Genomic DNA, 11,637 nt, shown 5'->3' with positions numbered 1-11,637 from the left:
GAGGCGCCTGCCGGAGCCCCGGAAAGCCGGGCCTGCCTCGGTTGACCGAGAGGTGGCCTGCCGTCAAGATACGGGCATTTTTATGCACGCCGCAGGGGGCTGACGTCGGCTCCGGCCGTCAACCACAGGCCATTGCTTGCCTTGGCGACATTTCATTTACCGGAGAGTAACGAGGAATCCATGAAGGTTCTTGTAGCTGTCAAACGAGTGGTTGACTACAACGTCAAGGTGCGGGTGAAGCCCGACCAGAGCGGCGTCGACCTGGCCAACGTCAAGATGTCGATGAACCCCTTCTGCGAGATCGCCGTGGAGGAAGCCGTGCGCCTGAAGGAGCGCGGCATCGCCAGCGAGATCGTCGCCGTGTCCGTCGGCCCGGCCGCCGCCCAGGAACAGTTGCGCACCGCCCTGGCTCTCGGCGCCGATCGCGCCATCCTGGTCGAGACCGACGAGGAGCTGGGTTCGCTGGCGGTGGCCAAGCTGCTGAAAGCCGTGGTCGACAAGGAGCAGCCGCAACTGGTCATCACCGGCAAGCAGGCGATCGACAGCGACAACAACCAGACCGGGCAGATGCTCGCCGCGCTGACCGGCTACGCCCAGGGCACTTTCGCTTCCAAGGTCGAGCAGGCCGGCGACAAGCTCAAGGTCACCCGCGAGATCGACGGCGGTTTGCAGACCCTGGAACTGAGCCTGCCGGCCATTGTCACCACCGACCTGCGCCTGAACGAGCCGCGCTACGCCTCGCTGCCGAACATCATGAAGGCCAAGAAGAAGCCGCTGGAGACGGTGAAGCCGGCGGAGCTGGGCGTGTCCATGGCCTCGAACCTCAAGGTGCTCAAGGTCGAGGCGCCGGCCGAACGTCAGGCCGGCATCAAGGTGGGCTCGGTGGCGGAACTGGTGGAAAAGCTGAAGAACGAAGCGAAGGTGATCTGAGATGGCGACCCTGGTAATAGCCGAACACGACAACGCCGCCCTGGCCGTCGCGACCCTCAACACCGTCGCCGCTGCGCAACAGATCGGCGGCGACATCCATGTACTGGTCGCCGGACAGGGCTGCGCCGCCGTCGCCGCAGCCGCGGCGAAGATCGCCGGCGTGAGCAAGGTGCTGGTCGCCGACGACGCGGCCTACGGCCACCTGCTGGCGGAGAACGTCGCGCCGCTGATCGCCGGCCTGGCGAAAGGCTACAGCCACGTCCTGGCGCCGGCCTCGACCAACGGCAAGAACTACCTGCCGCGAGTGGCGGCCCTGCTCGACGTCGAGCAGATTTCCGAAATCGTCGCGGTGGAAAGCCCTGACACCTTCAAGCGGCCAATCTATGCGGGCAACGCCATCGCTACGGTGCAATCGAGCGCGCCGATCAAGGTGATCAGCGTGCGTGCCACGGCTTTCGACCCGGCGGCGAGCGAGGGTGGCAACGCGGCCATCGAGGCGCTGAGCGGCACGGGCGATGCCGGCAAGTCGAGTTTCGTCGGCGAGGAAATCGCCAAGTCGGACCGTCCGGAACTGACCTCGGCGCGGGTGGTGATTTCCGGCGGACGGGGGATGCAGAGCGGCGACAACTTCAAGCTGCTCTACGCCCTGGCCGACAAGCTGGGCGCGGCGGTAGGCGCCTCGCGGGCGGCGGTGGACGCGGGTTTTGCACCGAACGACATGCAGGTGGGGCAGACCGGGAAGATCGTGGCGCCGGACCTGTACGTGGCGGTAGGCATCAGCGGGGCGATCCAGCACCTGGCCGGGATGAAAGACTCGAAGGTGATCGTGGCGATCAACAAGGACCCGGAGGCGCCGATCTTCCAGGTCGCCGACTACGGTCTGGTGGCGGATCTGTTCGAAGTTTTGCCGGAGTTGGAAAAGCAGCTCTGAGCCGCTTTCCGGCCGGACCCGAAGCCCGCTCATCGAGCGGGCTTCTTGCAACTGGGCCATAGTGGCCCCCATCCACGCTTTTCGCGGACCTCCCATGCAGAATCGCTTTCTTCCCGCGCTGCTGGCATTGCTGGCCGGCTTGCTCTCGCCCGTGGCGGGCGCAACCGGTGCCTGCGAGCGGCTGGTCGCCACCGGCGATCCCGAGCAGCCTCCTTACCTTTGGCTCGATCCGCAGAATCACGGGCAAATGATCGGCGCCAGCGCCGACCTGCTCGAACTGCTGGCCAAGACGCTGGACCTGAAGATCGACCTGATCCGCTCGGGCTCCCGGCCAGCTGCCGAGCAGCACGTGGCGAGTGGCCGTATCGACTTGCTGCTGGGCAGCTTTCCCGGCGACGCCCGACGTGAGTCGCTGGACTTCATCGAGCCCGCGCTCTTCGTGCAGTCCGTTGTGGCCTGGGTGCGCCGGGAACGGGCCTTTCCCTATGGCGGCTGGAGCGATTTGTATGCTCATCAAGGGGTGATCCAGGCCGGCGACCGTTTCACCCGCGGGTTCGATCCACTGTCCGCTACCTCCCTGCCGCTGAAGGAGGCGCCGACTCTGAACGAAGCCCTGCGGATGCTGCGGCGAGGCGAGGTCGCCTATCTGCTCGGTGAATGGCAGGTTGTCCAGGCGGCTGCCGAGTCGTTGGATATGTTGGCGGAAATCCAGCCGCTGCCGCCGCTGCTCAGCGAGGGCCTGTACTTGGCGGTGGGGCGCGATTCCGCCTGCAACACGCCGGAGCTGCGTGCACGGCTGGCGGCCGGACTGACCGAACTGAACGCCACCGGATTGGCGGGAAACCTGTTGCAACGTAATGCCGCGCGCTGGGTGGCGCAGGGCTTGCCGTCTCCATCCGTTGTCAAGTAGGAAATCCATCCGTGAATAGCGCACGTTTTTTCGCCGCTCAGTTATTGCTCGCCCTGGCCGGCTGCGCCAGCGATCCCGCACCGCATGAACAGTTGCGCCTGACCGAACAGGCGCTGGAACAGGCCAGGGCCGTTGCTGCCGGCGAGGATCAGGGAGAGCTGACCCTGGCGCAGGGCAAGTTCGAACAGGCCGAGGCCGCCCTGGCCGTCGGCCGCCACCGGGAGGCGCGCATGCTGGCCGAGCAGGCCGAGCTGGATGCTCGCCTAGCCGAGGAGCAGGTGCTGACCCAGAAAGGCCGCAAGCAGGTAGCCGAACTCAAGCGGCAGATCGGCGCGCTGCGCCAGCAACTGGGAGAGCTTTGATGAAGGGATGGCCCGTTTTTTCGTTCGGCCTGCTGTGCCTGGTTTCGTTGGGGGGCTGCGCCACAAGCTCGCCGGAAACGCTGCGCGCGCTCGACGAGGCCAGGGCCGAGCTGCTAGCCATTCGTACCGAGCCGGCGGTCCGGCTCAGCGCTGAGAAGGATCTGGCCCGGGCCGAGGAGTCGCTGGCCCGGGCGGAACGCTTTTCCGGCTATCTGGGCAGCGAGGGCGATGTTCTGCATTACGCCTATCTGAGCCGGCGTTACGGCCAGATCGCCCGCGAGCATGGAGCGCAGCGCCAGGCCGCCGAGCGCCTCGTCGAACTGGAGAAGGAGCGCGACCGCCTGCAACTGGCGCTGAGCGAGGCCCGTCTGCTCAACGCGGAACAGCAGGGCGAGTGGCTCGAAGAGCAATTACTCGGCCGGACCACCACTGAAACCGAGCGCGGCCTGGTGATGACCTTGGGCGACGTGCTGTTCGATACCGGGCGGGAGGAGTTGCGCTCGGCGGCGACGCGCACCGTCGTGCAGGTGGCCAGGTTCCTGCGGCTCAACCAGCGGCGGGTGGTGCGCATCGAGGGCTATACCGACAGCCAGGGCGATGACCAGCTTAACCTCGAATTGTCCCGCGGGCGTGCCCAGTCGGTCAAGGACATGCTGGTGGATCTGGGCGTCGACGCAAGGCGTGTCCAGGTCGCCGGTTACGGCGAAGCCTATCCGGTCGCCGAGAACGCCTCCAGCCAGGGGCGCGCGCGCAATCGCCGAGTGGAGATTGTGTTCTCCGACGAGGAAGGCCGGCTGGGCGCGGAGCGCTGATTCCATGTTTGCCGTCCAGCCGGCGCGGGACTCGCCGTCATTTTTCCTTTTCCTGTTTCTCCTTGGCATCCAGTTCAACGTTGCGCTGGCGGATGCGCTCGAGCTGCTCCTCGCTCAGGGGCAGCTTCTTCGCCGAGTCGCGCAGCAGCAGCAGGCTGCCGATCACCGAGCCAAATACCACTATCAGTATCAACCATACGTACCAGGGCATATCGTGTTCTCTCAGGGGCTGCCCATAAGCATAAGCAATGGAACGGCTCGGCCAGCCCCTTACCAAACGCGACGCCATTCTTTTCCCGTCGATGGTTGACAGGTCACCGGGCCACTAGACTGTCCGCGCCGGCGCTGACGGGACGGCTGGCGGCAAGCTGGGGAAAATGAATAGCCTTGCCTCGGCACGAGGGGGGAAGGCATGTCGGAATCATTGATACTGCAGGCGGGCTTCTGGGGTTGGCTGGCGGCGAGCAGCCTGTTGCTCGGTGCCTGGCTGGGCCTCGGGGCGCGGCTGCCGAAGCGGCTGGTCGCCGCGTCGATGGCCTTCGGCAGCGGCGTGCTGATCGCCGCCCTGTGCTTCGAGCAGTTGCCCGAGGCCAAGCGGCTCGCTGGTATCTGGCCGCCTTTGGGCGGTCTGCTGGTGGGCGGCATGGCCTTCGTCCTGGCCGACGAGGGGCTCGATCGCCTTCAGGCGCGGCATCGCGCCAGAAGGCTGGGCAGAGGATCGCTGGCCGGTCTGCTGATCGCCGCCGGCGCCTTTCTCGACGGCATCCCGGAATCCCTGGCGCTGGGCCTCGGGCTGCTCGACGACGGACGGCCGAGCCTGGCGCTGCTGGTCGCCGTGCTGCTGGCCAACTTGCCGGAGGGATTGGCCAGCGCGGCCGGTCTGCGCGCCGAAGGTTACGGCCGGCGCCAGGTGTTCGCCCTGTGGGGTGTCATCGTCGGCCTGTCGGGTTTTGCCGCCATGCTCGGACCCGCCCTGCTGGCGGACCTGTCGCCGGGCTGGCTGGCCTTCGCCCTGGGCTTCTCCGCCGGCGCGGTGCTCTGCATGCTGGTGGACACCCTGATTCCCGAGGCCTTCAAGGCCACCCATGCGCTGACCGGACTGATCACTCTGGCCGGTTTCATGCTCGCCTTCGCCCTGGAACATTTGTCCTAGGCGCGCCATTCTCCACGGCCGAGGGCTTGGGGTGTCCGCTACAATGCCCGCTACAGCGATTTTCCCGGAGCCCATCCCATGTCCTGCCAGACCCCGATCATCGTCGCCCTCGACTTCCCCGGCCGCGAGGCGGCCCTGGCCCTCGCCGCCCGGCTGGACCCCGCGCGGTGCCGGGTCAAGGTCGGCAAGGAGCTGTTTACCCGTTGCGGCCCGGATATCGTCGAGACGCTGCAGCGGCAGGGCTTCGAGGTGTTCCTCGACCTGAAGTTCCACGATATTCCGAACACCACGGCAATGGCGGTGAAGGCCGCCGCCGAGCTCGGCGTGTGGATGGTCAACGTGCACTGCTCCGGCGGCCTGCGCATGTTGAGCGCCTGTCGCGAGACCCTGGACGGCATTCATGGCCGCCGGCCGTTGCTGATCGGGGTGACGGTGCTGACCAGCATGGAGCGTGAGGACCTGGCCGGCATCGGTCTGGATATCGAGCCCCAGCAGCAGGTCCTGCGCCTGGCCGCCCTGGCCGAGCGGGCCGGGCTGGACGGACTGGTTTGCTCGGCCCAGGAGGCGCCGGCGCTGAAAACCGCTCGGCCGCGGCTGAAACTAGTGACCCCTGGCATCCGTCCGGCCGGCAGCGCCCCGGACGACCAGCGGCGCATCCTCACTCCGCGCCAGGCGCTGGAGGCCGGTTCCGACTATCTGGTCATCGGCCGGCCGATCAGCCAAGCTACCGACCCGGACCAGGCGCTGGCGGCCCTGGTCGCCGAACTGGGCTAACTGCGTTCAGGCGCGGGAAGGCTTTCGATCGCGTCCGCGCCGAAGGCTCTTCGCAGGCCGGAGCGGCGGCGAGGTTCGAGGTTTCCGGGGGCGGCGCGCCCGCCTGGCCGGTGGAAGAGGGTTTCCCCGTGAGCGATGATCCAGCAGGCCGGCGCGACGACAACCCCTACGCGCCACCCCGGGAAGCCCTGTTGGCGTCCCCGGACGTGCCGCCCATGCCCGACTGGTCGCCGGTACAGTTGTGGGTGCTCGGCTGGCTCGCCCTGGCCATGGTGCTCGGTACCCTGGTAATCATGTTGCTGTCCTTTAACGGTTTCACTCGGATGCGCGGGGTGGCCCTGTACGCCAACTGGCTCGGCCTGGCCCTGGTGCTGTTGGGCAATTACCTGCTGTTGCGCCTGAAGGGCTTTGTCGAGGCGCGCTTCGCCGCCCGAGGGCTGGGCTGGCCGGTATGGCTGTGTGTCGCACTGGGGTTTCTGCTGGAGGTCGTCGCGCTGCGCTTCGAGCCCGGCCCGCTCGCCGATTGGCTGGCCTGGCTCTATGCTGTCGCTCTGGTCGGCTATGGCGGCCTGCTGGTATGGCTCGGCGCGCGTCTGCTCGGCGTACCCGAAGCCTTTAAGTCCTTGTACGGCATGGGCTGGCTGGTGATCGCCGGAGGGCTCATGCTCGCCTCCCTGGTGCTCGCGACGCAGGCTGCGCTGCCCCTGATGGGCGCCCATGCGGTGCTGGCGCGAGTGTTCTTCAGGGGCGCCGCGGAATTGCGCGGGCGCGCTTGAGCACGTGCATCCGGCGTGGTGCGGACGCGCAGGCCCTGGCCGGCGACCGCAGCGCCGGCGGCCGCTTTGTGAGGCATGCCTTCGGCAAGGGCGAGGCCGCCTGAGGGGCCGTCTCGGTCCACGCCAGGCCCTCGCATTTTGCCGGTGCGACTTCTGTCCGGGCGGCCGCTGCTGCCGCTCGCTGGCATACTTCATCCTTTCCCGTGTCTTGACGAAGGGAGTGGACATGCGGGCCTTCTGGGAGATCTTCTGCACTGTCGTCGACAACTATGGCGATGCCGGCGTGACCTGGCGCTTGGCCCGTCAACTGGTGGCCGAGCACGGCCAGCGGGTCAGGCTGTGGTTGGACGACCTGGCGGCACTGGCGCGTCTCTGCCCCGAGGCGGACGTCGACGCGGCCCGGCAGTGGCAGGTCGGCGTGGAAATATGCCGCTGGCCCGTGCACTGGCAGCCGGTCGAGCCGGCCGACGTGGTGATCGAGGCCTTCGCTTGCCGCCTGCCCGAGGCGCATGTCGCGGCCATGGTGGATCGTCGGCGCCGAGTACTCTGGCTGAACCTGGAATACCTGAGTGCCGAGGACTGGGTGGGTGGCTGCCACGGTCTGCCGTCCCTGCAACCTGGCGGGCTACAGAAGTTCTTCTTCTTCCCAGGATTCACCACGGATACCGGCGGGCTGCTCCGCGAACGGGGCCTGATCGAGCGACGCCGGGCCTTCCAGGCCGATGCCGTGGCGCGTGCGGATTTTCTCCGCTCGCTCGGCGTGCAGGCATGCCCTGGCGAACGGCTGATTTCGCTGTTCGCCTACGAAAATGCGGCTCTGTCGAGCTGGCTGGAAGCCGTGGCGTCGGAAGGGCATCCGACGCTGCTGCTGGTGCCGGAGGGGCGCATTCTCGACGATCTGCGGCGCTGGCTAGCGGTGCCGTCGCTGGCCGTCGGCGACGGCCAGCGACGTGGTGCCCTGCGCGTCCAGGTGCTGCCGTTCGTCCGCCAGGAGGCTTATGACCGCCTGCTCTGGTGCTGCGATTTCAACGTGGTGCGCGGCGAGGATTCCTTCCTGCGCGCCCAGTGGGCGGGCAGGCCATTGCTCTGGCATATCTATCCGCAGGCGGACGGTGCCCACCGGGACAAGCTGGAAGCCTTCCTTTCCCTCTATGTCGAGGGCTTGCCGCCGGCCGCCGCAGGCGCCCTGCAGGAGCTCTGGCGCGTCTGGAGCGCCGGGGTGGCAATGGGGCCGGCCTGGTCGGCGCTGGCGGATCAGTGGCCGGAGCTGCGCGCGCACGCCGAGCGCTGGTGTGCCCGACAGGCCGCCCGGCCGGATCTGACCGCGGCACTGGTGCAGTTTTACGCGGATTGGCTATGATACGCGGCCTATTTTTCGTTATTCATCCAAACGGATACCCGTATGAAAACCGCTCAAGAATTCCGTGCCGGCCAGGTAGCCATGATCAATGGCGAGCCCTGGGTCATCCAGAAAGCCGAATTCAACAAGTCCGGCCGCAACTCCGCCGTGGTCAAGATGAAGCTGAAGAACTTGCTCAACGGCCAAGCCACCGAGACTGTGTACAAGGCCGACGATAAGTTCGAGCCGGTTATCCTCGAGCGCAAGGAGGTGACCTACTCCTACTTCGCCGATCCCATGTACGTGTTCATGGACAGCGAATTCAACCAGTACGAGATCGAGAAGGACGACTTGGGCGACGCCTACAACTTCATCGAAGATGGCATGCAAGACGTCTGCGAGGCGGTGTTCTACAACGACCGCGTGATCTCCATCGAACTGCCCACCACCATCGTGCGCCAGATCTCCTACACCGAGCCGGCCGTACGCGGCGACACTTCCGGCAAGGTGATGAAGGTGGCGCGCCTGAACGGCGGCTATGAACTGAGGGTGGCCGAGTTCTGCGACATCGGCGACTACATCGAGATCGATACCCGTACCTTCGAATACAAGTCCCGCGCCAAGGCTTGATCTTCCTGGCGTGACGAATAGCCCGGCCTTGTGCCGGGCTTTTTCGTTTTCGGCATCCCACCTGCCGCAGGCTCAGACGGCGACGTTCAGGCGTACCTCGATATTGCCGCGGGTGGCGTTGGAGTAGGGGCAGACTTGATGGGCGGCGGCCACCAATTCCTCGGCCACGCTGCGCTCCAGCCCCGGCAGGTGGATGTCGAGTTCCACTTCCAGGCCGAAGCCGCCGGGGATCTGGCCGATGCCGACCTTTCCGGTGATCGAGGTGTCGGCGGGAATCTGGCGCTTGCTCTGGCTGGCGACGAACTTCAAGGCGCCGATGAAGCAGGCCGAGTAGCCGGCCGCGAAGAGCTGCTCGGGGTTGGTGGCCTCGCCGCCCTGGCCGCCCAGTTCGGGCGGAGTGGTCAGCTTCACGTCGAGGACGCCGTCCGAGGAGACAGCACGGCCGTCACGGCCACCGGTTGCAGTAGCGGTAGCGGTGTAGAGCGCTTGAATGCGTTGCATGGCGTTATCTCCAGTAATTTAGATCGTTAAAATTTTGCGCGATAAGCAATTGCGCGGAGATAAATTTAGTGCGTAATTATATTGTGCGCAATGCAATTTTTGAGGATTTCGAGATAACGATCCGAGAAAACTGGAATAAGCCGTTCAGACGGCCTTTTGTAGGCTGTTGCGCAGGCCGACCAGTTCTTCCTTGAGGGCGGCAAGGGTGTCCGGCGTTTGCTCGCTGGCGACGACGATGCAGGAGGGAATATTCCTGGCCCTGTCATACAGGACCCGGCCGCGCTCGGTGAGATGGAGTTCCACCACGCGCTCGTCCTTGCTGCTGCGGGTGCGGTTCAGCAGCCCTTCGGCCTCCAGGCGTTTGAGCAAAGGGGTGAGCGAGCCGGAATCGGTGAGTAGGCGCGCGCTGAGTTCGCCGACGGTGATGCCGTCGCGTTCCCAGAGCACCAGCATGGCCAAGTATTGCGGGTAGGTCAGGCCAAGCTCCTGCAGCAACGGCTTGTAGACCTTGGTCATCAGCAGCGAGGTGGAATAGAGGGCGAAGCACAACTGATTGTCGAGCAGCAACTCTTGGCAGATTTCGTCGGTGGCCATAGCGATCTCCCGGTAATGATCGACTAATTTAGCGCGCAAGCTTTTCGTGAGCAAAATGTAACCGATGAGGCAGCTGGCGAATCAGGAGCGATTCAGGCTGTTATCCAGGGCCAAGTCCCAGGGCGGCACCGGGCCGAAGCGGCTTTTCAGGAAGTCCAGCAGAAGTCGCGTGCGCGAGGCGCCGGCCGGCCGCTGGCGCAGGGCATAGACGCCGCTGGATTCGGGAGGCGGCAGGCCGTTCTCGCAAAACAGCGGCAGCAATTCGCCACGCAGCAGGTGCTCGCTGATCAGCCAGGTCGGCAGGTGGGCGATGCCGAGTCCGGCGAGGGCGCCGAACAGTAGGGTTTCCGCATTGTTGGCGGTCATCCGGCGGCGTCCGGGGCGGATGGTGCGGATCTGGCCGTCGATGACGAAGCGCCAGGCGTGTGGCGGTGCCAGCCCGTCCCAGTCCAGGCCGTCGTGCTCCGGCAGTTCGCATGGATCGCCGGGAATGCCGCGGCGATCAAGGTAGTCGGGGCTGGCGCAAGCGATACGCCGCATCGGCGCCAGCGGCGTGGCGACCAGGCGACTGTCGGCCAAGGGGCCGATGCGTAACACCAGGTCGACCTGTCCCAGGTGTTCGCCCTGCTGATCGATGAAGCTGTCGATCAGCCGCAACTGCACATCCACTCCCGGATAGGCGGCGAGGAATTCGGCGATGACCGGAGCCAGCCGGCGGCGGCCGAAGGGCGCCGGGGCATCGACGCGGATCAGACCTTCCGGGGCGCTGTCCAGAGAGACCACTTCGGCCCGTGCCAGACGCAACTCGTCGAGGATGCGCCGGGAGCGTTCTGCGAAGGCCAGGCCGGCCGGGGTGGCGCGCACCTCGTGGGTGCTGCGCTGGAGCAGTGGGCTGCCGAGCGCCTGTTCCAGCCTGTCGATGCGCCGCGCCACCGCCGATGGCGTCAACTGACGGCGTCGGGCCGCGGCGGAGAAGCTGCCGCATTCCAACACGTCGAGGAACAGTTCCAACTGGCCGCCGAGCGCATCGGAATTCATATATTTTCCTGTTATGCGAATTACGCAAAGCCATTGTGCATGGCTTTGCGTTTACCTGCTAGCCAGGTCTTTCTAGCATGTGTCTTTTGCCGGAGGTGCAATGGACCTACTGCAGTTTCTTCTCGATATCGGCCTGGGGCTCGTGCTGGGCTTCCTGGGCGGGTTGTTTGGTATCGGTGGCGGACTGATCGCCATTCCGGTGCTCGGCCTGTTATTCGGTCTCGATCAGCACTTGGCCCAAGGCTCAGCCTTGGTCATGGTGGTGCCCAACGTACTGCTGGCGCTGCGGCGCTACCACCAGCGCAACCGTATCGATCCGCGCCATGCGCTGGTGATGGCCGGCAGCGGCCTCTGCACCGCATGGCTCGGTGCCCAGGCGGCGAACCTGCTGGATGCCGGGCACATGCGTCAGGCCTTCTGCGGCTTTCTCCTGGCGCTGGCGACATGGAGTGGCCTGCGCCTGTTCCTGCGTCCGGCACCTGGTGGCGAACTGTGTCGGCCCTGGCCCTGGCTGGTGCCGCTGGGGATGGGATCGGGCACTCTGGGCGGATTGTTCGGCGTGGGCGGGGCGCTGGTGGCTACGCCGTTGCTGATCACCCTGTTCGGTGCCAGCCAGGTCGTCGCCCAAGGACTGTCGCTGGCCTTGGCCGCCCCCAGCACGCTGGTCAGTCTGGCGACCTATACCTTGCACGGGCAGGTCGATTGGATGCTGGGCATTTCCCTGGCGATCGGCGGGCTGTTCGGCGTCGGTTGGGGCGTACGGCTGGCTCATGCGTTGCCGGAGCGGGCTCTGGGCCTGCTGTTCTGTGGCTTCATGTCGTTTTGCGCGCTGCTCCTGCTGCTCGATTGAGGAGGGTTGCCCCCCGCTTTTGCACGGGGACAGAAGG

At 66.0% G+C, this 11,637-nt stretch carries 15 protein-coding genes; 11 read left to right on the top strand and 4 right to left on the bottom strand.

What is annotated here, in order from left to right:
- The first annotated feature begins 180 nt into the window (after positions 1-180).
- From ACGI6K_RS15220 to ACGI6K_RS15200, 5 genes are all read left to right on the top strand, one after another.
- Positions 181-930, top strand: coding sequence for an electron transfer flavoprotein subunit beta/FixA family protein (locus ACGI6K_RS15220; protein WP_376942350.1), 750 nt, complete (start codon positions 181-183; stop codon positions 928-930).
- A 1-nt stretch (position 931) separates the two neighbouring features.
- Positions 932-1,861, top strand: a complete 930-nt coding sequence (locus tag ACGI6K_RS15215) for an electron transfer flavoprotein subunit alpha/FixB family protein (RefSeq protein ID WP_376942352.1) — start codon at positions 932-934, stop codon at positions 1,859-1,861.
- A gap of 94 nt (positions 1,862-1,955) precedes the next feature.
- Positions 1,956-2,771: a substrate-binding periplasmic protein gene (locus tag ACGI6K_RS15210; protein ID WP_376942354.1), complete on the top strand. Its 816-nt coding sequence runs from the start codon at positions 1,956-1,958 to the stop codon at positions 2,769-2,771.
- 11 nt (positions 2,772-2,782) lie between these two features.
- Positions 2,783-3,133, top strand: a complete 351-nt coding sequence (locus ACGI6K_RS15205) for a DUF4398 domain-containing protein (RefSeq protein WP_376942356.1) — start codon at positions 2,783-2,785, stop codon at positions 3,131-3,133.
- Positions 3,133-3,945 carry an OmpA family protein gene (locus ACGI6K_RS15200; protein WP_376942358.1) on the top strand — a complete coding sequence of 271 codons (813 nt, stop codon included), beginning with the start codon at positions 3,133-3,135 and terminating at the stop codon, positions 3,943-3,945. Before ACGI6K_RS15205 ends, ACGI6K_RS15200 begins: the two co-directional genes overlap by 1 nt.
- Positions 3,946-3,982: 37 nt before the next feature.
- On the opposite strand, the gene ACGI6K_RS15195 is transcribed toward ACGI6K_RS15200, so the two are convergent.
- Positions 3,983-4,156 carry a DUF2897 family protein gene (locus ACGI6K_RS15195; protein ID WP_376942360.1) on the bottom strand — a complete coding sequence of 58 codons (174 nt, stop codon included), beginning with the start codon at positions 4,154-4,156 and terminating at the stop codon, positions 3,983-3,985.
- A 201-nt stretch (positions 4,157-4,357) separates the two neighbouring features.
- Here ACGI6K_RS15195 and ACGI6K_RS15190 point away from each other — a divergent pair, with 201 nt between their 5' ends.
- The 5 genes from ACGI6K_RS15190 to efp all read left to right on the top strand — a co-directional run bounded on the left by ACGI6K_RS15190 (position 4,358) and on the right by efp (position 8,617).
- Positions 4,358-5,098: a ZIP family metal transporter gene (locus ACGI6K_RS15190; protein ID WP_376942362.1), complete on the top strand. Its 741-nt coding sequence runs from the start codon at positions 4,358-4,360 to the stop codon at positions 5,096-5,098.
- A 78-nt stretch (positions 5,099-5,176) separates the two neighbouring features.
- A complete protein-coding gene (gene pyrF, locus ACGI6K_RS15185) occupies positions 5,177-5,872 on the top strand; it encodes an orotidine-5'-phosphate decarboxylase (protein WP_376942364.1) in 696 nt (231 codons plus the stop codon).
- A 128-nt stretch (positions 5,873-6,000) separates the two neighbouring features.
- The gene (locus ACGI6K_RS15180) at positions 6,001-6,648 is read left to right on the top strand and encodes a hypothetical protein (protein WP_376942366.1); all 648 of its coding nucleotides are present in this window, start codon (positions 6,001-6,003) and stop codon (positions 6,646-6,648) included.
- Between the two features lie 226 nt (positions 6,649-6,874).
- Positions 6,875-8,008: an elongation factor P maturation arginine rhamnosyltransferase EarP gene (earP, locus tag ACGI6K_RS15175; protein WP_376942368.1), complete on the top strand. Its 1,134-nt coding sequence runs from the start codon at positions 6,875-6,877 to the stop codon at positions 8,006-8,008.
- Positions 8,009-8,050: 42 nt separating this feature from the next.
- Positions 8,051-8,617, top strand: coding sequence for an elongation factor P (gene efp / locus ACGI6K_RS15170; RefSeq protein ID WP_376942370.1), 567 nt, complete (start codon positions 8,051-8,053; stop codon positions 8,615-8,617).
- A gap of 72 nt (positions 8,618-8,689) precedes the next feature.
- On the opposite strand, the gene ACGI6K_RS15165 is transcribed toward efp, so the two are convergent.
- From ACGI6K_RS15165 to ACGI6K_RS15155, 3 genes are all read right to left on the bottom strand, one after another.
- Positions 8,690-9,118, bottom strand: coding sequence for an organic hydroperoxide resistance protein (locus ACGI6K_RS15165; protein ID WP_376942372.1), 429 nt, complete (start codon positions 9,116-9,118; stop codon positions 8,690-8,692).
- 144 nt (positions 9,119-9,262) lie between these two features.
- A complete protein-coding gene (locus tag ACGI6K_RS15160) occupies positions 9,263-9,712 on the bottom strand; it encodes a MarR family winged helix-turn-helix transcriptional regulator (protein ID WP_376942374.1) in 450 nt (149 codons plus the stop codon).
- A gap of 81 nt (positions 9,713-9,793) precedes the next feature.
- A complete protein-coding gene (locus tag ACGI6K_RS15155; RefSeq protein ID WP_376942376.1) occupies positions 9,794-10,750 on the bottom strand; it encodes a LysR family transcriptional regulator in 957 nt (318 codons plus the stop codon).
- A 100-nt stretch (positions 10,751-10,850) separates the two neighbouring features.
- On the opposite strand from ACGI6K_RS15155, the gene ACGI6K_RS15150 reads away from it, so the two are divergent.
- Positions 10,851-11,600: a sulfite exporter TauE/SafE family protein gene (locus ACGI6K_RS15150; RefSeq protein ID WP_376942378.1), complete on the top strand. Its 750-nt coding sequence runs from the start codon at positions 10,851-10,853 to the stop codon at positions 11,598-11,600.
- Positions 11,601-11,637: the final 37 nt, after the last annotated feature.

It is taken from the genome of Azorhizophilus paspali (assembly GCF_043587585.2).
Lineage (GTDB): Bacteria > Pseudomonadota > Gammaproteobacteria > Pseudomonadales > Pseudomonadaceae > Azotobacter > Azotobacter paspali.
This window is presented reverse-complemented; position numbering and strand designations above follow the sequence as displayed.